General features: G+C 75.1%; 21 protein-coding genes and 1 pseudogene. 15 read left to right on the top strand and 7 right to left on the bottom strand.

Annotation, left to right across the window (positions count from 1 at the left end; translation table 11 throughout):
- Position 1: 1 nt before the first annotated feature.
- Positions 2 to 751 (top strand): annotated as a pseudogene (locus ACFYZS_RS32470) (glycosyltransferase family 2 protein); the annotation flags it as partial.
- Between the two features lie 53 nt (positions 752 to 804).
- Here the strand turns inward: ACFYZS_RS32470 and ACFYZS_RS32465 are convergent.
- Positions 805 to 1536, bottom strand: coding sequence for a sulfotransferase family protein (locus tag ACFYZS_RS32465; RefSeq protein WP_389020471.1), 732 nt, complete (start codon positions 1534 to 1536; stop codon positions 805 to 807).
- Positions 1537 to 1796: 260 nt separating this feature from the next.
- Between ACFYZS_RS32465 and ACFYZS_RS32460 the strand changes: the two genes are divergently transcribed.
- Genes ACFYZS_RS32460 through ACFYZS_RS32445 form a run of 4 tightly spaced genes read left to right on the top strand, consistent with a single transcriptional unit; the run spans position 1797 to position 7355 of the window.
- Entirely contained in the window at positions 1797 to 4499 is a 2703-nt protein-coding gene (locus ACFYZS_RS32460) for a penicillin acylase family protein (protein ID WP_389020468.1), read from the top strand.
- A gap of 17 nt (positions 4500 to 4516) precedes the next feature.
- Complete coding sequence (gene cysC, locus ACFYZS_RS32455; RefSeq protein WP_389020734.1) at positions 4517 to 5122, top strand: adenylyl-sulfate kinase; 606 nt, start codon at positions 4517 to 4519, stop codon at positions 5120 to 5122.
- Complete coding sequence (gene cysD, locus ACFYZS_RS32450) at positions 5119 to 6054, top strand: sulfate adenylyltransferase subunit CysD (RefSeq protein WP_389020466.1); 936 nt, start codon at positions 5119 to 5121, stop codon at positions 6052 to 6054. The genes cysC and cysD overlap by 4 nt, the downstream gene beginning before the upstream one ends.
- Positions 6055 to 6056: 2 nt before the next feature.
- Positions 6057 to 7355, top strand: a complete 1299-nt coding sequence (locus ACFYZS_RS32445; RefSeq protein ID WP_389020463.1) for a sulfate adenylyltransferase subunit 1 — start codon at positions 6057 to 6059, stop codon at positions 7353 to 7355.
- Here the strand turns inward: ACFYZS_RS32445 and ACFYZS_RS32440 are convergent.
- From ACFYZS_RS32440 to ACFYZS_RS32425, 4 genes are all read right to left on the bottom strand, one after another.
- Positions 7336 to 8148: a thioesterase II family protein gene (locus ACFYZS_RS32440; RefSeq protein WP_389020460.1), complete on the bottom strand. Its 813-nt coding sequence runs from the start codon at positions 8146 to 8148 to the stop codon at positions 7336 to 7338. The two genes, ACFYZS_RS32445 and ACFYZS_RS32440, sit on opposite strands and share 20 nt — an antisense overlap.
- A complete protein-coding gene (locus ACFYZS_RS32435; RefSeq protein WP_389020457.1) occupies positions 8145 to 8519 on the bottom strand; it encodes a VOC family protein in 375 nt (124 codons plus the stop codon). Before ACFYZS_RS32435 ends, ACFYZS_RS32440 begins: the two co-directional genes overlap by 4 nt.
- Before the next feature lie 61 nt (positions 8520 to 8580).
- A complete protein-coding gene (locus ACFYZS_RS32430) occupies positions 8581 to 11313 on the bottom strand; it encodes a LuxR C-terminal-related transcriptional regulator (RefSeq protein ID WP_389020454.1) in 2733 nt (910 codons plus the stop codon).
- A complete protein-coding gene (locus tag ACFYZS_RS32425; RefSeq protein WP_389020452.1) occupies positions 11310 to 11555 on the bottom strand; it encodes an MbtH family protein in 246 nt (81 codons plus the stop codon). Before ACFYZS_RS32425 ends, ACFYZS_RS32430 begins: the two co-directional genes overlap by 4 nt.
- Before the next feature lie 323 nt (positions 11556 to 11878).
- Here ACFYZS_RS32425 and ACFYZS_RS32420 point away from each other — a divergent pair, with 323 nt between their 5' ends.
- The 4 genes from ACFYZS_RS32420 (at position 11879) to ACFYZS_RS32405 (ending at position 16986) form a co-directional block, all read left to right on the top strand.
- Positions 11879 to 15022 (top strand): BTAD domain-containing putative transcriptional regulator, encoded by a 3144-nt coding sequence (locus ACFYZS_RS32420; RefSeq protein WP_389020449.1) that lies wholly within the window; start codon positions 11879 to 11881, stop codon positions 15020 to 15022.
- Positions 15023 to 15147: 125 nt separating this feature from the next.
- Positions 15148 to 15294 (top strand): hypothetical protein, encoded by a 147-nt coding sequence (locus ACFYZS_RS32415; RefSeq protein ID WP_389020446.1) that lies wholly within the window; start codon positions 15148 to 15150, stop codon positions 15292 to 15294.
- Positions 15291 to 16493: an enoyl-[acyl-carrier-protein] reductase FabV gene (locus ACFYZS_RS32410; protein ID WP_389020443.1), complete on the top strand. Its 1203-nt coding sequence runs from the start codon at positions 15291 to 15293 to the stop codon at positions 16491 to 16493. The genes ACFYZS_RS32415 and ACFYZS_RS32410 overlap by 4 nt, the downstream gene beginning before the upstream one ends.
- Before the next feature lie 115 nt (positions 16494 to 16608).
- Positions 16609 to 16986, top strand: a complete 378-nt coding sequence (locus tag ACFYZS_RS32405; protein ID WP_389020441.1) for a hypothetical protein — start codon at positions 16609 to 16611, stop codon at positions 16984 to 16986.
- A gap of 234 nt (positions 16987 to 17220) precedes the next feature.
- On the opposite strand, the gene ACFYZS_RS32400 is transcribed toward ACFYZS_RS32405, so the two are convergent.
- Positions 17221 to 17649, bottom strand: a complete 429-nt coding sequence (locus tag ACFYZS_RS32400) for a carboxymuconolactone decarboxylase family protein (protein WP_389020438.1) — start codon at positions 17647 to 17649, stop codon at positions 17221 to 17223.
- Positions 17646 to 18317: a class II aldolase/adducin family protein gene (locus tag ACFYZS_RS32395; protein ID WP_389020435.1), complete on the bottom strand. Its 672-nt coding sequence runs from the start codon at positions 18315 to 18317 to the stop codon at positions 17646 to 17648. The genes ACFYZS_RS32400 and ACFYZS_RS32395 overlap by 4 nt, the downstream gene beginning before the upstream one ends.
- A 128-nt stretch (positions 18318 to 18445) precedes the next feature.
- Here ACFYZS_RS32395 and ACFYZS_RS32390 point away from each other — a divergent pair, with 128 nt between their 5' ends.
- The 6 genes from ACFYZS_RS32390 to ACFYZS_RS32365 all read left to right on the top strand — a co-directional run bounded on the left by ACFYZS_RS32390 (position 18446) and on the right by ACFYZS_RS32365 (position 23969).
- A complete protein-coding gene (locus tag ACFYZS_RS32390; protein ID WP_389020433.1) occupies positions 18446 to 18844 on the top strand; it encodes a MerR family transcriptional regulator in 399 nt (132 codons plus the stop codon).
- 140 nt (positions 18845 to 18984) lie between these two features.
- Entirely contained in the window at positions 18985 to 19725 is a 741-nt protein-coding gene (locus ACFYZS_RS32385) for an SAM-dependent methyltransferase (RefSeq protein WP_389020430.1), read from the top strand.
- A gap of 32 nt (positions 19726 to 19757) precedes the next feature.
- Positions 19758 to 20813: a helix-turn-helix domain-containing protein gene (locus tag ACFYZS_RS32380; RefSeq protein ID WP_389020428.1), complete on the top strand. Its 1056-nt coding sequence runs from the start codon at positions 19758 to 19760 to the stop codon at positions 20811 to 20813.
- A gap of 65 nt (positions 20814 to 20878) precedes the next feature.
- The gene (locus ACFYZS_RS32375) at positions 20879 to 21319 is read left to right on the top strand and encodes a hypothetical protein (protein WP_389020426.1); all 441 of its coding nucleotides are present in this window, start codon (positions 20879 to 20881) and stop codon (positions 21317 to 21319) included.
- Between the two features lie 173 nt (positions 21320 to 21492).
- Positions 21493 to 22752 carry an FAD-dependent oxidoreductase gene (locus ACFYZS_RS32370; protein WP_389020424.1) on the top strand — a complete coding sequence of 420 codons (1260 nt, stop codon included), beginning with the start codon at positions 21493 to 21495 and terminating at the stop codon, positions 22750 to 22752.
- Positions 22749 to 23969: a cytochrome P450 gene (locus tag ACFYZS_RS32365; RefSeq protein WP_389020421.1), complete on the top strand. Its 1221-nt coding sequence runs from the start codon at positions 22749 to 22751 to the stop codon at positions 23967 to 23969. Before ACFYZS_RS32370 ends, ACFYZS_RS32365 begins: the two co-directional genes overlap by 4 nt.
- Positions 23970 to 24042 lie beyond the last annotated feature (73 nt).

Genomic DNA, 24042 nt, shown 5'->3' with positions numbered 1-24042 from the left:
CGGAACGGTCCTGACGGGCCTGCCCGAGGGTGTGACCGCAGTGGAGCTGGAGGAGAACCTGGGGGTGTCGGGCGGCCGGAACGTCGCCTGGCGCCTCCTGCGGGAGTCCGGGGACGTCGACGTCCTGGTGGACCTGGACGACGACGGCCTGTTGGTCCAGGCGGACGTCCTGCGGCGGATCCGCGACCTGTACGCGGCGGACCGGCGGCTGGGCATCGTCTCGTTCCGGATCGCGGACGAGGCCGGCCGGACGCAGAAACGGCACGTACCCCGCCTGGGCGCGGGTGACCCGATGAGGCCCGGGCCGGTGACGACGTTCCTGGGCGGCGGACACGCCCTGTCGATGCCGATGCTGGAGGAGACCGGGGGGTGGCCGGACGCGTTCTTCTTCACGCACGAGGAGACCGACCTGGCCTGGCGGGCGGTCGACCGCGGTTGGGACGTCCGCTACGAGCCCGCGCTGGTGCTCCGGCATCCGAAGACCTCCCCGGCGCGGCACGCGGTCTACTACCGGATGACGGCGCGCAACCGGGTCTGGCTGGCCAAGCGCCACCTGCCCGCCGTCCTGGTCCCGGTGTACCTCGCCACATGGGCGGCCTACACCCTGGTGCAGCGCCCCCCGCTCGCGGGGCTGAAGTCGTGGTGGGCCGGGTTCTTCGAGGGGGTGCGGACCCCTTGTCCGCCGCGTCGCCCCATGCGGTGGCGGACGGTGTGGCGCATGACCCGGCTGGGCCGCCCGCCGGTGATCTGACCCTTCCGGCGGCCGGTGGTCGGCGCCCGAGGGCCGGCCACCGGCCGTCTTCCTCAGAGGGCGGGGGCCTCCTGGTCGACCTTCAGACGGGCGTCCCACAGGAACTCGTGGAACGGCCGGTGGTGTGCGGCGAACTGCGCCAGCTTCGGGTTGTTCTCGGCGGTGTGCCGGTAGGCGGTGCGGCTCTTGGAGAACCCGGTGCTGTTGGCGACGGCGACGTGCCAGCGGTCGGTGCGCTGCCATTCGCCGCGGGCGGTGGCGTCCCAGCTGAGCGTCTCGGGGCGGAAGGGGATGCCGACGGCGGCGCAGTACGCGGCCATCGTGGCGGCCGGCCGCTCCACCAGGTCGTCGGAGTCGACGACCACGGGCGGCTCGCCCCCGGCGGCGAGGACCGCCAGGTACATCTCGTACAGGCCCTCGATGCCGACGTCGGCGAGCTCCATGTCGGGCTGGAGGGCGTAGAAGGAGGAGACGATCTCCTCGGGGCGGCGCAGCAGGAAGGTGTGCCGGATCCCGGCGAGGAACTCCTTGTCGGCGAGGACCTCGGCGTAGCGGTGGTCGGTGGTGTCCTTGAAGAACACCGGCCGGTGGCGGGCGAGTGCGCCGATCGCGTCGATCAGCTCGCGTTCGGAGCGGACGACGGCGCCCTCGACCTCGGTCTCCCCGAAGTCCGCGACGTTGCAGAACGGCTCGTGCAGGGCGGTGATGTCGCCGTGCTGGAGCATCGACCGGAAGAACGCGGTCGAACGTGATCGTGGTGCCGCCCAGAGCGCTGTCGCCGGCATGTCCCCGCCTTCGTGTCCGGAAAAACCAAGGGTGATGTGGCCGGTCGCGCCGCTGCGGCGTCCCCGGGTGCCCCCACTCAACCGCGGGCCGCTCCCGGCCCGCTATCGGCCCGCTGCCGGGCCGCTCCCGGTGGCCGACGGCCGGCCGGTAGCGAACGGATAGCGGAACGACTGTCGGGAGATTCCCCGGCTTATGCACCGGCGGCGCGACTGCGACCGTCGGGAGCGCAGAGTTCCGCCGAGCAATGGGAACGGACGACATGAGCGATGTGATGGATCCGCTGACCCGGGCCGGCGCGCCGGGTGGGGAGGACCCCGGCGGCACCCCCCGGGAGGACGGGCCGCCGGGGGACGGGCCGCGGGAGGCCCCGCCCGGCGCGGCCGCGCCTCGGCGGGGCTCGCGCGGGTGGCGCAGGGTGCGGGTGACCGCCTGGTGCCTGGCGGTGCTGCTGGTGACGGTGGCCTGCGTGGCCGGTCTGGCGGCGACCCGGATGGTGCGGGCCTCGTACCCGCAGGTGTCGGGTGAGCTTTCGGTGCCGGGCCTGCACGGGAGGGTGACGGTGGCCCGGGACGGCTCCGGTGTCCCCCAGATCTACGCGGACGACCCGCACGACCTGTTCCTCGCGCAGGGGTTCGTGCACGCCCAGGACCGGTTCTGGGAGATGGACATCCGCCGCCACATCACCTCCGGCAGCCTCTCCGAGCTGTTCGGCGAGAGCCAGGTGGAGACCGACTCCCTGATCCGCACGATGGGCTGGCGGCGGGTCGCCGAGCAGGAGGTCGCCCTGCTGGACCCGCAGTCGCGGGCCAACCTCGACGCGTACGCGGCCGGGGTCAACTCCTACCTGGCCGGCCACAAGGGCGCGGACCTGGGGGTGGAGTACCCGCTGCTGAAGCTGGGCGGCCTGGACTACGACCCGGCGCCCTGGACCCCCGCCGACTCGGTGTCCTGGCTCAAGGCCATGGCCTGGAACCTGAACGCCACCCTCTCGGACCAGGTGCGGCACGCGCTGCTCGCCGCGACCCTGACCGACGCCCAGGTCGACTCGCTCTTCCCCACCTACGACTTCTCCCGCTGGCGGCCCATCGTCTCCCCCGGCGACAGCCAGGGCACCGTGCCCGAGGCGCCGGCCGGTCCGGCGGCCCCCGCGGCCGCGACCTCGGCGACGGCGGCCGCGTACGGGCCGATGGCCGGGGCCTCCGACGCCCTCGCCGGGATCGACAAGGTGCTCGGGCCGCGCGGTTCGGGCATCGGCTCCAACTCGTGGGTGGTGGCCGGCAGCCGCACGACGACCGGCAAGCCGCTGCTCGCGAACGACCCGCACCTGTCCCCGTCCATGCCGGGCGTCTGGTACCAGGGCGGCCTGCACTGCAACACGACCGGCCCGGCCTGCCCGTACGACGTGTCCGGCTTCGGCTTCGCCGGGATGCCCGGGGTGATCGTCGGGCACAACGGCGACATCGGCTGGGGCGTGACCAACCTGGCGCCCGCCGACACCGACCTGTTCGTGGAGCGCATCACCGCGGGCACGTACGCCTACAAGGGCGAGCAGCGGCCGCTGGAGACCCGCCAGGAGGTCCTGAAGGTCGCGGGTGGACCCGACCGCACCATCACCGTCCGCTCCACCGTCCACGGCCCGGTCGTCTCCGACGCCTTCCCCAAGGCGAAGACGCTCGCCGCCGAGGGCCGGATCCCGGGCGTGGAGCGCGAGAGCGGGGGCGGCGCCGAGTACGCGGTCGCGATGCGGTGGAGCGCCCTGGACCCGGGCCGGACCATGGACGCGGTGTTCGGGCTGGACACCGCCAAGGACTGGGACTCCTTCCGGGCCGCGGCGGCGCTGTTCTCCTCCCCCGCGCAGAACCTGGTCTACGCCGACCGGCAGGGCCACATCGGCTACCAGGCGCCCGGCCGGATCCCGGTGCGCGGCAAGGGCGAGGGCCGTTGGCCGGTGCCCGGCTGGACCGGCGAGTACGACTGGCAGGGCTTCGTGCCCTTCGACGCGCTGCCGCGCTCCTTCGACCCGGCGTCGGGCTACATCGTCACCGCGAACAACGCGGCGGCCGGCCCGCAGTACCCGTACAACCTGACGCGCAACTGGGGCGACGGCTACCGCAGCGAGCGGATCGCGCAGCTGATCGAGAAGGCGGGCAAGCTCGACGCCGCCGCGATGCAGCGGATCCAGCTCGACGACCACAACGAGAACGCGGCGGCCCTGACCCCGTACCTGCTGGCGGTCGCCCCCGGCGAGGACGCCCGCGCGGCCCAGGACCTGCTGCGCGGCTGGGACTTCGGGCAGGGGGCCGGCTCGGCGGCGGCCGCGTACTTCAACGCGGTGTGGAGCAACCTGCTGAAGCTGACGTTCTACGACGAGCTCGACGGCAACAAGGCCCAGCTGCACGTGGACGGCGGCGGTCTCTGGTACGACATCGTCCGCAAGCTGCTGACCTCGCCCGACGACCCGTGGTGGCGCAACTCCGAGGACCCGCGGGGTCTGCGCACCCGCGACGACGTACTGCGGGCCGCCATGGACGACGCCGCGAAGGAGCTGTCCGGCCGGCTCGGCGCCGATCCGGCGAAGTGGCGGTGGGGCGCCCTGCACACCCTGACCCTGCGCAACGACACCCTGGGCACCGGCGGGCCCGCGCCCGTGCAGTGGCTGCTGAACCACGAGCCGATGGAGGTCGGCGGCGGTTCGGCGACGGTCGACGCGACCGGCTGGGACGCCTCCAAGGGCTACGAGGTGAACTGGGTGCCCTCGATGCGGATGGTCGTGGACTTCGCCGACTTCGACGCCTCGCGCTGGATCAACCTGACCGGCGCCTCCGGACACGCCTTCAACGACCACTACGACGACCAGACGGAGCTGTGGCGCAGGGGCGAGACCCTCCCCTGGCCCTCGAGCCGGTCCGCGGTCACCACCGCGACGAAGGACCGCCTGACCCTCCGCCCCGAAGGAGCGTGAGCAGACCGATGACACTCATGACAACCCTCCCCGCGGCCCCGCCGCAGCCCGGCGCCCTGCCGCAGCCCGAGGCCCGGCGGTGCACCTGCTGGCCGGGGGCCACCGTGTGGCTCACCGGGCTGCCGAGCGCCGGCAAGACGACGATCGCCGAGGAGCTGGCCGGGCGGCTGCGCCGGGAGCACCGGCGGGTGGAGGTCCTCGACGGGGACCAGATCCGCAAGTTCCTCTCCGCCGACCTCGGCTTCTCCCGGGACGACCGCAACACCAACGTGCAGCGGATCGGCATGGTCGCCGAGGTGCTGGCCCGCAACGGGGTGCTGGTACTGGTCCCGGTGATCGCCCCGTTCGCCGACAGCCGCGAGGCGGTCCGCGAGCGGCACGGCGCCACCGCCACCCCCTACCTGGAGGTGCACGTGGCGACCCCGGTCGAGGTGTGCTCCGTACGCGACGTGAAGGGCCTGTACGCCAAGCAGGCGGCGGGCGAGATCTCCGGTCTGACCGGCGTCGACGATCCGTACGAGGCTCCCCAGGTCCCTGACCTGCGCATCGAGTCCCACACCCAGACCGTCCGGGAGTCGGCCTCCGCCCTGCACGCACTGCTCACCGAAAGGGGTCTGGCATGACGACGACCGTCCGGGCCGCGGAGGCGGCCGGCTCGCTCTTCGCGCTGAGCCATCTCGACGCCCTCGAATCCGAGGCCGTCCACATCTTCCGCGAGGTCGCGGGCGAGTTCGAGAAGCCGGTGATCCTCTTCTCCGGCGGCAAGGACTCCATCGTGATGCTGCACCTGGCGCTCAAGGCGTTCGCGCCCGCGCCGGTGCCGTTCACGCTGCTGCACGTGGACACCGGGCACAACTTCCCCGAGGTCCTCGACTACCGCGACCGCGCGGTGGCCAGGCACAACCTGCGCCTGCACGTGGCCTCCGTCCAGGAGTACATCGACGCCGGCAAGCTGCGCGAACGCCCCGACGGCACGCGCAATCCGCTGCAGACCGTCCCGCTCACGGAGGCGATCCAGCGTCTCGGCTTCGACGCCGTGTTCGGGGGCGGGCGCCGGGACGAGGAGAAGGCCCGCGCCAAGGAGCGCGTCTTCTCCCTCCGGGACGAGTTCTCCCAGTGGGACCCGCGCCGCCAGCGCCCCGAGCTGTGGCAGCTCTACAACGGCCGCCACGCCCCGGGCGAGCACGTCCGCGTCTTCCCGCTCTCCAACTGGACCGAGCTGGACGTGTGGCAGTACATCGCCCGCGAGAACATCGAACTGCCCGAGATCTACTTCGCCCACGAGCGCGAGGTCTTCCAGCGCAACGGCATGTGGCTGACGGCCGGCGAATGGGGCGGCCCGAAGGACGGCGAGAGCACCCAGAGGCGGCTCGTCCGCTACCGGACCGTGGGCGACATGTCCTGCACGGGCGCCGTCGACTCCGACGCCGCCACCATCGACCAGGTCATCACCGAGATCGCCGCCTCCCGGCTCACCGAGCGGGGCGCGACCCGCGCCGACGACAAGATGTCCGAGGCCGCGATGGAAGACCGCAAGCGCGAAGGGTACTTCTAGCCATGACCCCCACCACGAACGCCGCCCTCGGCGGCACCATCGCCGCCACCTCGCTGCTGCGCTTCGCCACCGCGGGCTCCGTGGACGACGGCAAGTCCACCCTGGTCGGACGGCTGCTCTACGACTCCAAGTCGATCCTCGCCGACCAGCTGGAGGCGGTGGAGCAGGCCTCGCGCGGCCGCGGGCAGGACGCCCCGGACCTCGCGCTGCTCACCGACGGCCTGCGGGCCGAACGCGAGCAGGGCATCACCATCGACGTGGCCTACCGCTACTTCGCCACCGCCCGGCGCCGGTTCATCCTCGCCGACACCCCCGGCCACGTGCAGTACACCCGCAACATGGTCACCGGGGCGTCGACGGCGGAGCTGGCCGTCGTGCTCGTCGACGCCCGCAACGGGGTGGTCGAGCAGACCCGCCGGCACACGGCGGTCGCGGCCCTGCTGCGGGTCCCGCACCTGGTGCTCGCGGTGAACAAGATGGACCTGGTCGGCTACGACGAGTCCGTCTTCGCCGCCATCGCCGCGGAGTTCGCCGACTACGCCCGCGGGCTCGGCGTCCCGGAGGTCACCGCCATCCCGGTCTCCGCGCTGGCCGGGGACAACGTCGTCGAGCCCTCCCCGCACATGGACTGGTACGGCGGCCCGACCATCCTGGAGCACCTGGAGACGGTTCCCGTGGACCACGACCCGCAGGGCGCGCCGGCCCGGCTCCCGGTGCAGTACGTCATCCGCCCGCAGAGCGCCGAGCACCCCGACTACCGCGGCTACGCGGGCCAGATCGCCTCCGGTGTGCTGCGCGTCGGGGCCCCGGTGACCGTGCTGCCGTCCCGGCTGACCACCACCATCGAGGCCATCGACACGCTCGCCGGGCCCGCCGAGGCGGCGTGGGCCCCGCAGTCGGTGACGGTGCGGCTGGCGGACGACATCGACGTCTCCCGCGGGGACATGATCGCCCCGGCCGACGGCGCCCCGCCGGTCACCCGCGATCTCGCGGCGACCGTCTGCCACGTCGCGGACCGGCCGCTGCGGGTCGGCGACCGGGTGCTGGTCAAGCACACCACCCGTACGGTCAAGGCGGTCGTGAAGGCGATCCCGTCCCGGCTGGCGCTGGACGACCCGGCGCGCCGCACGGCCGTCGAGGAGCTGCGGGCCAACGACATCGGTCAGGTCGTGGTCCGCACGGCCGAGCCGCTGGCCCTCGACGCGTACGCGCGCTCCCGCCGTACCGGGTCGTTCCTGCTGATCGACCCGGACGACGGGACCACGCTGACGGCGTGCATGGCTACGGAGCCTGCCCGCTGACGCCCGCGACGGCGCCGAGGGCGCCCGCCACCAGGGCCGTCAGCTGCTCCTCCTGCCCCTGCAGGTAGAAGTGGCCCCCGGGGAACACCCTGCTGGTGAACTCCGCCGTGGTCAGTTCTCCCCAGCTCGCCAGCGCCTCGGGCGGGCAGCCCGCGTCCCGGTCGCCGCCGAAAGCGGTGACCGGGACGCCGGTGCGTGCGGGCTCCTCGACCGGCACGTAGTCGGTCAGCAGCCGGAAGTCGGCGCGCAGCGAGGGCAGGAGCAGCTCCCGCAGCTCGGGTATGTCGTACACCTCGGGCTCGGCGCCGCCCTGCCGGCGGGTGTACGCGACGAGCGAGTCGTCGTCCAGCGCGGGCAGCTCTTCGCGGTCGCGGTGCGGGGCTGCGGTGCCCGAGACGAACAGGTGCGCGGGGGCGGCGTGCGGGGCGTTCCGGGCGAGCCGGAGCACGGTCTCGTAGGCGACGAGCGCGCCCATGCTGTGGCCGAAGACGGCGGTGGGCAGGAGGGGCAGTGCGGCGAGGGCCGCGGCGGCGGCGCCGGCGCTCTCCTCCATCGTCTCGCTGCAGGGCTCGGCCAGCCGGTCCTGGCGGCCGGGGTACTGGACGGCGAGCAGTTCGACCGCGGGCGGCAGGTGGCGGGCCCAGCCCTGGTAGGCGCTCGCGCCGCCGCCGGCGTGCGGCAGGCAGACGATGCGGGCGCGGGCGGGCTGCGGGGCCGGGGCGCCGGGGACGGTGAGGCGCTTGAGCCAGCGCGAGGTGTCCGGGCCGGCGGCGGAAGCGGTGTGCGCCGTCACCCGAGTTCCCCGCGCTCCACGCAGAACTCGTTGCCCTCGGGGTCGGCGAGGGTGACCCAGCCGCTGCCGTCGGGGCGGGTCCGGTCGTCGACCAGGCGGGCGCCGAGGGCCTGCAGGCGGGCCACTTCGTCCGCGCGGGTGCGGCCGTGCGGCTTGAGGTCGAGGTGGATGCGGTTCTTCGCCGTCTTGCCCTCGGGGACCCGTACGAAGAGCAGGGTGGGACCGCCCTGCGGGTCCTCGATGACCGCCTCGGGGTCGCCCGGCTTGTCGTCGTCGGCCAGCGGGCGGCCCAGCAGGCCGCTCCAGAACAGGCCGAGGTCGTACGGGTCGCCGGTGCAGTCGAAGGTGATCGTGCGAATGCTGGGGTACATCGTGCTTCTCCGTGGGCAGTTGGAGGTGGGACGGGCCGGCCGGCCCGTCACCCGGATGGTCTCAGGATGCCCCGGCGAGGGACTTGGCGCGGGCGCGGGGGCGGGCGACCACCGTGTTCCGGCCGATCATGTTGGCGATCTCCGCCCGTGAGGAGACCTCCAGCTTCGCGAAGATGCGGCCGAGGTGGGTCTCCACCGTCTTGTGGCTGACCCCGAGGCTGCGGGCGATCTGCCGGTTGGTGCAGCCCTGGCTGACCAGTTGGGAGATCTCGTACTCGCGCTGGCTGAGCATGTACGCCTCCTCGGCGGGCGCCGCGGGTGCGGCGGCCTCCGCGCCGGCGGCCGCGACCTCCCGGCCGAGCCGGGCGGCGGAGCAGGCGGTGGCCGTGTACGCGGCGGCGCTCAGGTGGCGGTCGGCCTGTTCCCTCTCGCCGAGCCGCGTCCGGGCCCGGGCCAGGGCCACGCGGGCCCAGCCCTCGTCGGCGGCGTGCCCGCAGGCGGCGGCCGCGGCCAGGGCCTCCTCGGCCGGGGCGATCGCCTCGGCGGGGCTCTCGGCGACGGCGGCGGCCAGCAGCAGCGCCTGGACGCGCAGCCCCGCGAGGCCGGTCCGCCCGGCGAGTTCGCGGGCCTGGTCCGCGGCGGCCCGGGCCGCGTCGGCGCGGCCCACCGCGAGCCGGGCCCCGCACAGGGTCTCGGCGAGCGCGAGCCGTTCGGCGGTGGGCAGCGGGGCGCGGAGCGGGTCGGCCAGTGCGGCGCCGGCGAGGGTCTCCAGGGCGCCGAGGGCGTCCCCGGCGGCCAGTTCGGCGGCGGCCAGCGCCAGCCGGGAGCGGTGCCACCAGGCGCCGTCGGCGGCGGCGAGCGTGCAGGCGGCCCGGGCCACCGCGACGGCCGTCTCGGGGGTGTGGACCTCCAGGGCGACCTGGGCGCGCAGGCACAGGGCCAGCGCGCGCGGCTCCTGACCGCCCGCCAGTTCGGAGCAGCGTACGGCCTCTTCGGCGCGGGCGGCGGCCTGCGGGAAGCGGCCCTGGCGCAGCAGCAGGGCGGCCAGTCCGGCGGCGAGCGCGGTGGCGGCCGGCCACTGGCCGGTGCGGCGGGCGCTGTCGAGGCCGCGGGTGAAGTGCCGTACGGCGGGCCCGTACTGCTCCAGTTCGGTCTCCAGGCGGGCCAGGCAGTCCAGGGCGCCCGGGCGCAGGGCCACGGCACGGTCGGTGAGGGTGTCGGCGATCCGGGCCGCGGCGCGGGCGTCGCGCAGGGCGGCGGAGGCCTCCCCGGCGGCCAGGTGCGCGGTGCCTCGGGCGGCGAGGGCGTGGGCGTGCAGGGCCTCGTCGGCGCCGTGCGCGGCGGCGGCCCGTACGGCCTCTTCGGCCCGGGCGAGGACCTGTGCGGGGTGGTCGGAGCCGGCCGCGGCCGCGAAGGCGGTCCACAGGGCGGCGGCGCGGTGCGGGTCGGCGCCGCCGGGGGCGGCGGCGAGCTCGGCGAGCGCGGCGTGGCGGATCTCGCGGGCCCTCGGGAGGTCCCCGGCCAGTTCGGCGAGGCGGGCGCGCGGTTCGGCGGCGTCGGCGGCCCCGACGGCCCGGCCGCTCCCGTCGAGGAGCTGCTCGCGGGCGGCGAGCGCGGCGCGGGCCAGGTCGGCGCGGCCGCTGCGGACGGCGGCGGCGGCCGCGGCGGCGAGCAGCTCCCGGCGGCGGGCCCGGTGCGCGGGGGCGGCGGGCAGCAGCCGGGCGGCGGCGGTGTACCAGGCGCCGGCCGTGGCGGGTGAGGTGGCGAGCATCTCGTCGGCGGCGGCGGCGAGTTCGGTCGCACCGGACTCGTCCCCGGGCCGGCAGGCCTGCTCGGCGTGGCGGGCGCGGCGGATCGCGGGGCGGCCGTGGGCCCGGTGGTGCGTACGGGCGCGGCCGTGCGCTTCGAGCCGCCAGCCGCCGGGCACGGCGGTGTGCACGAGCCGGGCCAGCAGGGGGTGGCGGAATTCGACGTGGCCGGGGACGGCGCCGGCGCGCAGCACGTCCGCGGCGAGGAGTTCGTCGACGGCGGCGAGGACGGCGGCGCGGTCGAGTTCGGCGACCTCGGCGAGGGCGTCGGGCTCCGCGGGTTCGCCGAGCACCGCGGCGGCGTGCGCGACCAGGCGGGCCTGCGGCCCGAGCGCGGCCACCTCGGCGAGCAGCGGGGCCGCGGCCCGGGCGGCGAAGGGGCGCGTTCCCGGGACGTCCCCGGGGCAGCCGCCGGGGCCTTCGCAGGAGGCGGCGAGCAGGGCGAGCAGGCGGGGGTTGCCGCCGCTGTCCTGGTGCAGGGTGGCCTTGTGGCGGGCGCACAGCCCGGCTCCCGCGAACTCCTCGGCGCCGGCCCGGTCGAGCGGGGCGAGGTCGAGGTGCTCGGCGTGGCGGCCGGGGTGGGCCGCGGTCAGCGCGGCGAGCAGGGCGGGCGGGCACTGCCGCGGCCGGTAGCCGAGTACGAGCAGCATCCCGTCCCGGGGCGTCTCCAGCAGCCCGGTCAGCGCCTCCCGGGCCGCCTCGCCGCACCGGTGCACGTCGTCGACGATGACGACGACGGGTGCGGCGGTCGGGGCCGGCAGCGCCGGGAGGGCCCGTGGGAGGGCCTCCGGGTTCGTGGTGCAGACGTGGGCGCCGGCACGGGCGGCCCACGCGGCGATCTCGGCGAGGAGCCGCGTCGTGCCCAGGCCCGGATCCCCCGCCACACCGACGAGGGCCGGGCCGTCGCCGAGGGCGGCGAACCGCCGGCGGACGGCCGCGAGCTCCTCCCCACGGCCGATCAGCGGGCGCATCGAGCCTGTGGTCACCGAGGCCCCGCTCCGGCGGCGGCCCCGGCGTCCTGCGCCATGGCCTGACGCAGGCTGAGCGGGCGCATGTCCGTCCAGACCTCGTCCACGTGGGCGACGCAGGCGTCCCTCGTCCCGCTGAACCCGGTGGCGCGCCAGCCCGCCGGGATCTCGCGGATCTGCGGCCAGATCGAGTACTGCTCCTCGTCGTTGACCACGACCTCGTACCGGCCCTCGTCGTCGTCCTGGAACACGGTCCCCACCTCCAGTGATTGGGCTGCTCTATGTCAGGTCAGCCTTGTTCAGCGGGGCCCGCCGCCACAACGGACGGCCGATGGAGGGTGGCGAACCCTCCCATCGGGAAAGCCGATCGGACCCGGTCGGGGCCGATGACCCTCCCGGTCGGCGCGGCCCGCCGCCTCCCGCCGCCTCCCGCCGCCGCGGCCATCGGCGCGGCCATCGGCGCGGCCGATGCCACGCATCGCGAACCCCGCACCGCGGTCCCTGGCGGGGGCCGCCGGGCGGCCCATAGCCTGCCCGCGGCCGCCCACGGACCAACGGGCCGCCGGGAATGGGGGATTCGCAGATGAACATCGGCCTTCTGGGTCCGCTGGAGCTCACACAGGACGGCGTACCGCGCCCCCTCGGCGGACCCCGCCAGCAGATCGTCCTCGCGGTGCTGGCCCTCCACGCGAACCAGGTCGCCCCGCAGGAACTCCTCGTCGACGCCATCTGGGGCGAGTCCCCGCCCGAGACGGCGCGGACCCAGGTCCAGTCGGCGGTCTCCGCGCTGCGCAAGGCGTGCGCCCGGGCCGGGCGCCCCGACGCGATCGAGACGACCGCGGCCGGCTACCGGCTGCACGTGGCCCGGGAGGAACTGGACGCGCACCTCTTCGCCCGGCTGCTCGCGCGGGCCCGTTCGTACGCCGCCGCCGGAGACCGGGCCGAGGCGGCCCGGCACCTGCGCGAGGCGCTCGCCCTGTGGCGCGGCCCTGCCCTGCTGGGCCTGGACAGCGATCCGGTGCGCCGGGGCGCGACGCTGCTCGACGAGCAGCGGCTGACGGCCCTGGAGGAACTGGCCCGCCTCGACCTGGCGCTGGGCCGGCACGCCGAGATGACGGGCGAGCTGTTCGCGCTGGCGGCGGCCGAGCCGCTGCGCGAGGGGCTGCACGCGAGCCTGATGCTGGCGCTGTACCGCTCGGGGCGGCAGGCGGAGGCCCTGGAGGTGTACCGCAGGCTGCGTTCCGTCTTCGACGAGGAGCTCGGCATCGAACCGGGCCGCGCCCTGCAGGACCTGGAGGCGGCCGTCCTGAACCGCGACCCCTCCCTCGACGCGGCCGGTGCGGCGCCGGCCGGCCCGTCGGGGGGTCCGGCCGCGGCGCAGCCGGCTCCGGCCTCGGGCCCCGTACGGCCCGAGCAGCTGCCCTCCGACCTGCCCGACTTCACGGGCCGCGGGGAGTACCTGGCCGAGCTCGTGGAGTTCCTCGGCGGCCCGGACGGGGCTCCGGGCTGTTCGGGTGGGCCCGTGCGCATCGCCGGGATCTGCGGCAAGGACGGGGTGGGCAAGTCGAGCCTGGCCGTGCACGCGGCGCACCGGCTGCGCGAGCGGTTCCCCGACGGCCGGCTGTACGCCGCCCTGGAGGGTGTCGGCGACGGCGGCGGCGACCCGCTGTCCGGGGTGCTGGCCGGCTTCCTGCGCGCGCTCGGGGTGCCCGCGCACGCGGTGCCCGAGGGCCGCGGCGAGCGGCAGGCCCTGTACCGCAGCCTGCTGGCGGGGCGACGGGTGCTGATCGTGCTGGACGACGTCGCCGACGAGGCCGCGGTCCGCGAACTCCTGCCGGGGGACGCCTGTTCGGCGGTGGTCGTCACCGGCCGCTACCCGCTGACGGGCCTGCCCGGCATCCGGCAGATCCGCCTCGACGTGCTGGACGAGGCGCACTCGGTGGAGCTGCTCACCCGCATCGCGGGAGCCGAGCGGATCGCGGGCCAGCTCCCGGCGGCCCTGGAGCTGGCCGAGTTCTGCGGCGGGCTGCCGCTCGCGCTGCGGGTGGTGGGGGCGCGGCTGGCGTGCCGGCCGCACTGGCCGCTCGACCGGCTCGTACGGCGCTTCCGCGACGAGGCGGGCCGGCTCGACGAGTTCTCGTACTGCGGGATGGAGCTGCGCTCGCACATCACGCTGGCCTACCGGGCGCTGGATCCGGAGCCGGCCCGGCTGCTGCGGCTGCTGACGCTGCTGGACGCGGCCGAGTTCCCGGGCTGGACGGCGGCCGCGCTGCTGGGCACGGATCCGGCGGGGGCGGAGGACGCGGTGGAGGAGCTGGTCCACTCGCAGCTGCTGGACCTCGTACCCGGCGGCGGGGACGGTGACGGCGCCGCCGGGTCCTGCACCACCGCCCGCTACCGCTTCCACGGCCTGATCCGCGTCTTCGCCCGCGAGCAGCTGCTGGCGACGGAGAGCACGCGGGAGTCCGCGGACGCGGTGCGCCGGGTGCTGGAGACCTGGCTGTCGCTGGCCGCGCAGGCCCACCGGCGCGAGCACGGCGGGGACTTCCTCGTCCTGCACGGCGGCGCCCCCTCGCCGCTGTACGGGCTCCCGGCCGCCGCGGCGGACGAGGTGCTGGCCTCGCCCGGCCGGTGGTGGGAGCGGGAGCACGACGCGCTGGTGGCTGCGGTGCGCCGGGCCGCCGGCTGCGGCCTGCACGAGACGGCCTGGGACCTGGCGGTGACCTGCGCCGGACACTTCGAGACCCGCGCGCACACCGAGGACTGGCGCGAGTGCGGCGAACTCGCCCTGGCCGCCTGCGAGGAGGCCGGGGACGCGCGGGGCGCGGCCGCGGCGCGCGCGAGTCTGGCCGCGCTGCACCTGTTCCGGCACCGGGCGGCCGAGGCCGCGCCGCTGCTGGCCTCGGCCGCGGAGGCCTTCCGCGTACGGGACGACCGGCACGGGTCGGCCCTCGTACGGTGGCTCTGTGCGCGCGCCGACGCTGTACGGGGCGACCACGCGGCGGCGGCCGAGGGGCACGCCGCGGCCGCGGTACTGCTGCGGGAGGCCGGGGATCGGGCGGGCGAGGCGCTCGCCCTGGCCGGGGAGGCCGCCGCGCTGCTGGAGCTGGACCGGACCGGGGAGGCGCGGGAGCTGCTGACCCGGGCACTGGGCCTGAGCCGGGAGACGGGTTCGCTGCGGGCCGAGGCGCGGACGGTGCGCGGGCTGGGCTCCCTGTACCTGCACACCGGGGAGGGCGAGCTCGCCGCCCAGGCCTTCAACTGGGCGCTGCGGATGGACCGGGCGGCCCGCAACCGCACCGGCGAGGCGCGCACCCTGCTGGGCCTGGGCCTGGTGCACGGGCGCGCGGGTCGCGCCGAGCCCGCCGAGGGGGCGCTGCTCCAGGCGCAGGCCCTGGCCCGGCGCACCGGCGACCGGGTGACGGAGGGGCGGATCGCGCTCGCCCTGGGCCGGGCCGCACTGGAGGGCGGTGCGCCCGACGCGGCCGTGGCCCATCTGGCGGCGGCGCGTGCGGTGTTCGGCTCCCTGGAGGGCGCCGGGGTCTGGCGGGGGCGTACGGCCAGCGCGCTCTTCGACGCGCACGCGGCCGCCGGTGACCTGGCGGCGGCCCTGGCCGAGGCCTCGGCGGCCGAGGCGCTGCTGGCGGCCGACCCGGCGCCGGCGGCGGCCCGCCTGCGCGCGGAACTGGCGGGCAAGCAGCTCCTGGTACGGGGGTCCGCGGGCTGAGCGGCCCTCCCGGACGGCCCCGAAGTCGGGGGTGGGCGGTGTCAATGCCGAACCGCACAACGACCGGCCGCATTCTGCATGACACCTTGTCATGATCCGTCGGCGGAACCGTCGATACGATCCCGGTGACGGACGGGCATCCCGATCAGGAGTTCGGCTTCGAGGGCCCCGTCGTCATCCCGGACGAGGAGACCGCCGGCCTCCGCGCGGTCGCGGACCCGCCCGTACTCCTCGCCCGCCCCTCGGCCCCCAGCGGAACGGACACAGCGTGAGCCCTCGCCAGATCGAGCCCAAGCAGCGCGGGTTCCTCATCGTCAACTCCCACCCCGAAGGGGCCGCGCAGACCGTGCGCCGGACCTGGGAGGCGATCCCGGCCCGCACCGACGGCCGCCGGCCGGTCGCGCTCGTCCTGGGGCACTCCGCCGGCTACGGGCTCGCGACCCTCCTGGCCGGACTGCGCCGGCACGGCATCCGCGGCATCGGCGTCGCCTACGAGGCCGCCGACACCGGGCGCCGCACCGCGACGGCGGGCTGGTACCGCACCGCGACCGCCGCCCGGCTCGCCGCCGAGGACGGCCACGACATCCGCTTCGTGAACGCCGACGCCTTCGCCGCGGACGGCAAGGCGCACGTCATGGACCTGCTGGAACAGCACTACGGACCCGTCGACCACCTCGTCTACAGCCTCGCCGCGCCCCGCCGCACCGACCCCGCCACGGGAACCGTCCACCACTCGGTGATCAAACCCCTCGGCGCCGCCTACGAGGCGCCCGCGCTCGACTTCTCCGGCGCCGACCCGAAGGTCACCCGAGCCAGGATCGAGCCGGGAACCGAGGACGAGACGCGGGCGACGGTCGCGGTGATGGGCGGCGACGACTGGGCCCTGTGGGTGCGCGCCCTGGCCGACCGCCGGCTCCTCGCGGAGAAGTTCACCACCGTGGCCCTCACCTACGTCGGCTCGGAGGTGACGGCGCCCGTCTACCGCCAGGGAACCATCGGCGCGGCCAAGGAGCACCTGGAACGGACCGCCCGCGACCTCGCCGCCTCACCCCTCCTCAAGGAGAAGGACGGCCGCGCCTTCACGGTGGTGGCCGGCGCCGCCGTCACCCAGGCGTCCAGCGCGATCCCCTCCATCGCGCTCTACACCGCCTTCCTGCGCACCGTTCTCGGCGAGCAGGGCTTCCGGACCCCGGCCGAGCAGGCCGTGGACCTGTGGGACCAGCTGGAGGGCCGCACCCCGCTGCTCCTCGACGGGGCGGGGCGGATCCGGCTGGACGGCTGGGAACTCGACGACCGGGTCCAGGACCGCGTCAGGGAGCTGTGGGCGGATCCCGAACGCGGCCTCGAGGCGGCCCGGGCCGGCGCGGACTGGTTCATGAGCCAGGTCCGGGAGCTGTACGGCTGGGACGTCGAAGGCGTGGCCTACGGCCGGCCGGTCGAGACCGACGTGGCCTGGCCCGCACCGCGGTAGACCGGCCCGGGCGCCCGCGGGACCGGGCAGCGGCCGGCGGATAGCAGGCGGGTAGCGGGCGGCGGCACGCTGCGGGCACCGGGGCAGGCGGCCCCGCTCGCAGGAAGGCACCCGCATGCCCCGTACCGCCCCGCCGGCCCTCCCGTACGAGGCCGCCGCGCAGCTCTGCGCGGCGGCGGCCCAGACCCTGCTCGTGCCGCGCGTCAGCTCGGCGACCGTGCTGGGCACGGGCGCGGCCGTGGCGGCCCACCTCACGGCGCTGGTGCGCGAGGTGCCCGGCCTCGGCAACATCACGGTCCATCCGGGCCCGGCCCGCTGGCCGCACGCCGAGGCCGCCGCCGCGGCCGCCGCGCAGGGCACGGTGCTGACCACGGCCGCCTCCCGCGAGCGGGCCCTGCTGGGTGCGGACCTGGTCGTCCTGACGGGCCCCGGGCTCCCGGTGGACCGCGCCCTCCTGGCCCCGTCGGCGGTGGTCGTCGAGGCGTTCCGATGACGGCGCGGACCGCGGGGAGTGCGGCGGCGCAGCGGTGGCCCGGGGCCGCCGCCGGAGGTCCCGGCCCGGCTCGCCGGCACAGGGGGTGTCGTCAAAGTCCCTTCTGGCCGGCGGGGTCCGGCACGCGCGCTCGCCGCGTTGTCGTCGGTCGACGACGCGAGCGTCGCCTCCCTCCTCCGCCTTGCGATCGCACGCACCAGACCCCGCCGGCCCCGCCCTCACGGGCGGACGAAGCTACTTCGACGACACCCCCCAGGCCGGACCGGCCGCTTCGGCGCGGGTGAGTTCGACGATCGTCTCGATGCCGAGGGCGTACGCCGGGACTCCCGCGGTGAGCAGGGAGGTCTCGGCCACGCCGACGAGGTCGGCGATGTCGGCTCCGGCGTGCAGGGCTCCCCGGGCGTGGATGCGCGCCGGGTCGGCCCGGCCGAGGGCGAGGAGCTGCCCGAAGTGGACGAGCTGCTGTACGCGCCCGCCGAGCGCGTTGTCGGTCAAGACGATGTGCCGCAGCTCGGAGACCGCCTCCTCCGTGTGGAGCCGGCCGTGGGCCAGGGCCAGCCGCAGGCGGGCCTCGACGCCGGCCGGGACGGCGCCGAGCGTGGCGCGGTAGCGGTCGCGCACGGCCTCGGCCCGCGGGGCGAGGGCCTCCTCCGGGGTCCTCACGACGCCACCCGCGCGATCGAGGCCCGTACGGTCTCCAGCGCCCCTTCGGGGAAGTCCACGGCCCCGCCGATGGCCGCCGCGGCGAGCTCGGCCTCGGCGCTCTCCTCGATGGCCACCACGAGGTGGGCGGTGTCCGCCGGGTCCGGGCCGAACACCAGGAGGCCGTGGTTGGCGAGCAGGACCGCGGCGGTCGTCGGGCTCTGCGTCAGGGCGTCGACGACGCCCCGTACCGATACGTCCGACCCGCGCGGCCCCCAGGGCACCACCGGCACGTCCTCGGCCTGGCCGAACCGCAGCATCGGCTCGGTGCGGCAGGGCAGCGGCCGGTGGGCCACGGCGAAGGCGGTGGCGGAGGGCGAGTGGGTGTGGATGACCGAGCCGGCCCGCGGGCGGGCGCGGTAGACGGCGCTGTGCATGGCGATGATCTCCATGCTGACGGAGCGCAGTTCCCCTTCGAGGACCTGTCCGTCGAGGCTCACGGTCGCCAGGTCCTCGGCCCGCAGACCGCGGACGAAGCCCGGGGTCAGCATGAAGCGTTCGGCGTCGAGCCGGACGCTCAGGTTGGCGTGGCCGGAGTGCGACATCACCCCCGCCTCGAAGAGGCGCCGGGAGGCCTCCACGAGCTGGTGGGCCTCGTCCCGTATCTCGGGTCGTACGTCTGTGGTCATGGCTGTCTCGGCTCCAAACGCCGCGGTCGGCGGCCCCCGATGGGCGGCCGTCCCGTACGCGGCCCACTCTTCAACTTGAACTAAGGTTCAAGTCAAACGTCGGCGAAGCGAGGGGAGGCGAGCGGAAGATGCCGGACCCGCGCATGACGATCGGGCAGCTAGCCGGGGCCACCGGGGTGCCCGCTTCGGCCATCCGGTACTGGGAGCGCCACGGGCTGCTGCCCCAGCCCGAACGGCAGAGCGGGCAGCGGCGCTATCCGGCGGGGGCCGCGGAGCGGATCGTGCTGCTGCGCAAGTGCCAGCAGGCGGGCCTGACCCTGGCCGAGATCCGCGAGCTGCAGCAGGACCAGCCGCGCCGCCAGGCGATGATCCGTACGAAGGTCGCCGAGATCGAGCAGCGCCTGGTCGACCTCGACCACGCCCACCAGCTGCTGACCCACGCCCTGCGGTGCAGCAGGACGGACATCGTCGGCTGCCCGAACTTCCGGGAGCAGATGGCCGCGTGGCGTACGCCGCCGTCGCCGTGACGCCACCGCCCGAAGCCGCTCGCAGACGTCCGAAGATGTCCGAAGACGTCCGAAGACGTCCGGAGACCGATCGAAAACCGCTCGAAGATCGCTTGAAATCGGCGTGCGCTGCGTGCGTTTGGTTTGAGACGCTGCCCCCAATGAACCGTGAACAGATTTCCGAGATCGCCCACGCCGACCACCCGATCAAGGCCCCGCTCGACGACGAATCCGTACGCCGGCTGCTGGAGCGCGGGCTCCCGCGGGGCGACGAGCGCGTCCTCGACCTCGGGTGCGGCAGCGGAGAGTGGCTGCTGAGGGCACTGGCCGCACGGCCGCTCGTACACGCCGAGGGCGTGGACATCTCCGAGGAGGCCCTGGCGCTGGCCGCGAAGGCGGCCCAGGACCGCGGCGTCGAGGAACGCCTGACCCTCCACAAGACCCCGGCCGCGGACTTCGCTTCCCCGCACCCCTTCGACCTGGTGCTCAGCGTCGGGTCCACGCACGCCTTCGGGGGGCTGCTCCCCACCCTCGCGGCGGCGCGCGAGCACCTGGCCCCCGGCGGCAGCGTCGTCATCGGCGACGGGTTCTGGGAGCGCACTCCGTCCGCGGAAGCCGTCGACATGCTCGGCGAGTTCGCCGACCTGGCGACCACGGTGGACCGGATCGTCGCCGAGGGGTGGACCCCCGTCGAGGGGCACGTCAGCACGCGCGCCGAGCTTGACGCGTACGAGTGGTCCAACTGGGGGTCGCTGGCGTCGTGGGCCCTGGACCACCCCGACGATCCGGACAGTTCCCAGGTGCTCGAAACGGCGAACACCCGGCGCTCCGAATGGCTGCACACCTACCGCGAGACCTGGGGCTTCGTCACCCTCGTCCTGCGCCGGACGCCGGGACACTAGGCCGCTCCTCACAGCCGAAGCAGGGGGATCGCATGGGGCTGCCTGCCGCGTCGGACGCTGTCGGGTCAGGCGAGGCAGGGTTCGAGTGGTTCCGCGAGATGCTGTCCGCCCGGGTGATGCCGGTCATGCTCGAAACCTCGGACGTGGCCGGCTTCCGGGCGGGCATCACGGACCTGGACCTCGGGGTGGTGCAGCTGACCGCCGTGTCCTGCTCACCGGTCCTCTCGCGCCGCACCTCGACCGATGTCCGTCGTGGCGATCCCGAGCACGTGCAGGTGGCCCTCATCGCACAGGGCAGGCTCGTGATCGCTCAGCGGCGCAACGAATCGCTGGTCGCGGGCGGACTGGTGGTCACGGACACCTCACGGCCGAGCCGTGCGTCCCGCACGGGCGGGATGATCCACACGGTCGGTCTGAGGATTCCCCGCCAGGACCTGGCGCTGAACGCGGACCGGGTGGACGGCCTCCTCGCGCGAAACCTGGCGGCGGACACGGGCTCGGGGGGCGTCCTCGCCGATTTCCTCAAGACGCTGCTCGCACACGGGCCGCACTGCCGCCCGGAGGAACGGCGCGCCCTGGGTGCCGTGGCCCTCGATCTGGCCACCGCGTTCCTCGCCCAGCAGCTCGGTGACCCCGGCCAGGCGCCTGCCGAGGCCCGCGCGCAGGAGACGCTGCGGCGGATCCACCGTTTCATCGAGAACAATCTCGACGACCCCGACCTCAGCCCCCAGGTGATCGCCGACCGGCACAACGTGTCCCTGCGGCACCTGCACGCCCTCTTCGCCGACGAGCCCCTGACCGTCTCGGCACGCATCCGCAACCGCCGGCTGGAGCGCGCCCGCACCGACCTCGCGTCCGCGGAAATGCGCGGTCAGCCCGTCCAGGCGATCGCGGTCCGCTGGGGCTTCTCCAGCGCCACCGGGTTCAGCCGGGCCTTCCGCGAAGCCTACGGCGTCACCCCGACCGAACACCGGGCCGTCTCCCTGGCCGCCCCGCAGCACGCAGAGCACATCAACCCGGCACTCCACGCACACCACCGCGCACGGTCCCGTCCTAGGTTTTCCGCTGGAGACGGCACCACCGAGTGAGCCGCGCGGATGCGGCCGCAGCGTGTGCGCCGATGGCTGACGAATCGTCAAAGGGGAGACAACTCATGTCCGGAACATTCGGCAAAGTGGCGGCCGCGGCGGCCGTGGCGACGGCGGTCGTGGCACTGGCGGGGGCGCCCGCGAGCGCGGCGGACACGGCGTACAACATGCGCAGCGTGTGGCTCGACGGCGTCCCGCGGTGGACCGACGCCGACGCCTGCACGACCAGGAGCATGACGCTGGCCAGCGGCAACTACACGTGGACGCAGATCTTCGGGAACATCTACACCCCGAGCCGCGACCTCTACCTGGCCGCGGGCACCTACACGTGGACGGACTGCATCCGCCCGCAGGACGGCGACCGCCCCGGGGAAGCCGGCTACTACCTGCAGACGTCCAGCCTGTCCAAGCCGGGTCTGGACACGGCCTACCTCAACGACCCGGTCAAGCACCGCTGGTCGGCGGGCACGTACACCTTCGGCTCGCAGCTCGTCCCGCACTTCTGATCGACGGCCGCGCCGGTCACGGCCACCTGCACACGGCTGTGACCGGCACCGGTTTCGGCCGGGTATCGGCCGACTCGCCATGAGCTGCCGCAACCGCCGTCCCGGGTGGGGTATACGTCGTCCAGGGCGCCCGAGGGCTCGTCCCGGGCCGGCCGGTGAAGGGAGTGGTTGCCGTGGAGCGTACGGCCTGCTGTGTGGTGGGAGGCGGGCCCGCCGGGATGGTGCTGGCCCTGCTGCTGGCCCGGGCCGGGGTGGAGGTCACCGTGCTGGAGAAGCACGGTGACTTCCTGCGCGATTTCCGCGGCGACACCGTGCACCCGTCGACCCTGTCGCTGCTGGACGACATCGGCCTCGCCGAACGGTTCGCCCAGCTGCCGCAGCGGCGGGTGACCTCGGTGCAACTGCCGATCGGGCCCGACCGCTCGCTCATCACGGTCGGGAACATCGCGGCGCTCCACGGCAAGTACAACTACATCGCGATGGTGCCGCAGTGGGACCTGCTCGACCTGCTCGCCGACGAGGCCCGCAAGGAGCCGACCTTCCGGCTGCGCATGGACACCGAGGCCACGTCCTTCCTGATGGAGCGCGGCCGGGTCGCGGGCGTGCGGTACCGGACCGCGGACGGCGCCACCGGCGAGCTCAGGGCCACGCTGACCGTGGCCTGCGACGGCCGCGGCTCCCTCGCCCGGGTGCTGCCCGAGCTCGGCCTGGAGAGCTTCCCCTGCCCGATGGACGCCTGGTGGTTCCGGCTGCCGCGCCACGAGAGCGACCCCAGCGGGCTCGTGGGGGGCCTGGGCGAGCGGTTCTTCAGCGCGCTCATCGACCGCGGTGACTACTGGCAGATCGCCGGGCTCATCCCCAAGGGGACCGACGCCGAACGCCGCGCCGAGGGCCTGGAGCGGTTCATGACCCGGTTCACGGACGCCGTGCCGTGGCTCGCCGACCGGGCGCACTCCGTCGCCTCATGGGACGAGGTCAAGCTGCTCGACGTACGGCTGGACCGGCTGCGCCGCTGGCACCGGCCGGGGCTGCTGTGCATCGGCGACGCCGCCCACGCCATGTCGCCGGTGTTCGGCATCGGCATCAACCTCGCCGTGCAGGACGCGGTGGCCGCGGCCCGTTACCTGGTGGGCCCGCTCCGCGAGGGGACCGTGGGCCTGCACGACGTACGCCGCGTACAGCGCCGCCGGATGCCCACGACGGTGGCCACACAGGGCATGCAGCGCCTGGCCCACGCCCAGGTCATCGAGCCGCTACTGGCCGGCCGCGACCCGTTCGGCCATCCCCGGCGGGCGAAGCGGCTCACCGAGCTCGTCACCGACTCGCGGTGGCTGAACCGGGTGCCGGCCTACTTCATCGGGTACGGGGCGCTGCGCGAGCGGCCGCCGGCGGAGTCGATGCGCGGCGGCGACACGGTGCGGGAGGTGTCGTGAGCGAGGATCCGGTCCTCCTCCCCTACGGCGACCCGGCCTTCCTCGCGGACCCGTTCCCGCTCTACCGGCAGCTGCGCGAGGACGGCCCGGTGCGCCGGGTCGTCATCGCGGGGGCTCTGGAGGCCTGGCTCGTCACGCGCTACGAGGACGGGCTCGCGGCCCTGTCCGACTCCCGCCTCAGCAGCGACGTACGCGACGCCGCGGACACCCGGCTCCTGCGGCAGCTGCCCGACACGGAACGCGAGTCGATGCTCGGCAACATGCTGCGCAGCGATCCGCCCGACCACACGCGCCTGCGCCGGCTGGTCTCCAAGGCGTTCACCGCCCACCGGGTCGCCGGGATGGAGCCGCGGATCCAGGCGGTCGCGGACCGGCTGCTGGACTCGGTCGCCGCGGCCGGCCGCGCCGACCTCGTCGCGGACTTCGCGCTGCCGCTCCCGGTGACGGTGATCAGCGAGCTGCTCGGCGTACCGGTGGACGAACGGCACGAGTTCCAGCACTGGACCGACCGCATGATCATGCGGGGCGCGGAGCCGCCGGACCCCGCCGTGGTGAACGAGGCGTGGCGGCACATGCGGGGGTACGTCGCCGAACTCATCGGCGCCAAGCGGGCGGAGCCCGGCGAGGACCTGCTCAGCGCCCTCGTGACCGCCCGGGACGAGGAGCAGCGGCTGTCCGAGGACGAGCTGGTCGCCATGGTGTTCCTGCTGCTGGCCGCCGGCTACATCACCACGGTCAACCTGATCGGCGGCGGCATCGCCATGCTGCTCGCCCACCCCGACCAGCTGGAGCGGCTGCGCTCCGAGCCCGGCCTGCTGCCGGGCGCGATCGAGGAGTTCCTGCGCTACGACGGCCCGGTCAGCCCCGGCATCGCCCGCTTCGCGCGGGAGGAGCTGGAGATCGCGGGCGTGCGCATCCCGCGCGGTGCGACCGTGCTGGTCGGCTCGGCCGTCGCCGACCGCGACCCGGGGCGGTTCCCGGATCCCGACCGCCTGGACATCACCCGGCCGGACAACGCCCACCTGGCGTTCGGGCACGGCATCCACTACTGCCTGGGGGCTCCGCTGGCCCGTCTGGAGGGCCGGATCGCCATCGGCACCGCCCTGCGGCGCCTGCCCGGTCTCGCCCTCGCGGTCCCCCCGGCGGAGATCCCCTGGCGCCCGGGGGGTCTGCGCGGCCCCCTGACCCTGCCGGTGACGTTCACCCCGGGCGGGTAGGGGGCGGTTGTCACCCACACGGAAAACGCTTGGACGGCGCGGACGGCGTCGCGGGAGACTGCGACCTCCGTGA

This window comes from Streptomyces sp. NPDC001903, assembly GCF_042891345.1.
In the GTDB taxonomy this organism is placed as follows: Bacteria; Actinomycetota; Actinomycetes; order Streptomycetales; family Streptomycetaceae; genus Streptomyces.
Note: the sequence above shows the minus strand (reverse complement) of the source record. Positions and strands in the feature narration are given on the sequence as shown.

Excerpts from the sequence above, each read along its gene's own strand:
- ACFYZS_RS32465 (WP_389020471.1), bottom strand. The coding sequence starts at position 1,536 with ATGCCGGCGACAGCGCTCTGGGCGGCACCACGATCACGTTCGACCGCG.
- ACFYZS_RS32460 (WP_389020468.1), top strand. The coding sequence starts at position 1,797 with ATGAGCGATGTGATGGATCCGCTGACCCGGGCCGGCGCGCCGGGTGGG.
- cysC (WP_389020734.1), top strand. The coding sequence starts at position 4,517 with ATGACAACCCTCCCCGCGGCCCCGCCGCAGCCCGGCGCCCTGCCGCAG.
- cysD (WP_389020466.1), top strand. The coding sequence starts at position 5,119 with ATGACGACGACCGTCCGGGCCGCGGAGGCGGCCGGCTCGCTCTTCGCG.
- ACFYZS_RS32445 (WP_389020463.1), top strand. The coding sequence starts at position 6,057 with ATGACCCCCACCACGAACGCCGCCCTCGGCGGCACCATCGCCGCCACC.
- ACFYZS_RS32435 (WP_389020457.1), bottom strand. The coding sequence starts at position 8,519 with ATGTACCCCAGCATTCGCACGATCACCTTCGACTGCACCGGCGACCCG.
- ACFYZS_RS32420 (WP_389020449.1), top strand. The coding sequence starts at position 11,879 with ATGAACATCGGCCTTCTGGGTCCGCTGGAGCTCACACAGGACGGCGTA.
- ACFYZS_RS32405 (WP_389020441.1), top strand. The coding sequence starts at position 16,609 with ATGCCCCGTACCGCCCCGCCGGCCCTCCCGTACGAGGCCGCCGCGCAG.
- ACFYZS_RS32395 (WP_389020435.1), bottom strand. The coding sequence starts at position 18,317 with ATGACCACAGACGTACGACCCGAGATACGGGACGAGGCCCACCAGCTC.
- ACFYZS_RS32390 (WP_389020433.1), top strand. The coding sequence starts at position 18,446 with ATGCCGGACCCGCGCATGACGATCGGGCAGCTAGCCGGGGCCACCGGG.
- ACFYZS_RS32385 (WP_389020430.1), top strand. The coding sequence starts at position 18,985 with ATGAACCGTGAACAGATTTCCGAGATCGCCCACGCCGACCACCCGATC.
- ACFYZS_RS32380 (WP_389020428.1), top strand. The coding sequence starts at position 19,758 with ATGGGGCTGCCTGCCGCGTCGGACGCTGTCGGGTCAGGCGAGGCAGGG.
- ACFYZS_RS32375 (WP_389020426.1), top strand. The coding sequence starts at position 20,879 with ATGTCCGGAACATTCGGCAAAGTGGCGGCCGCGGCGGCCGTGGCGACG.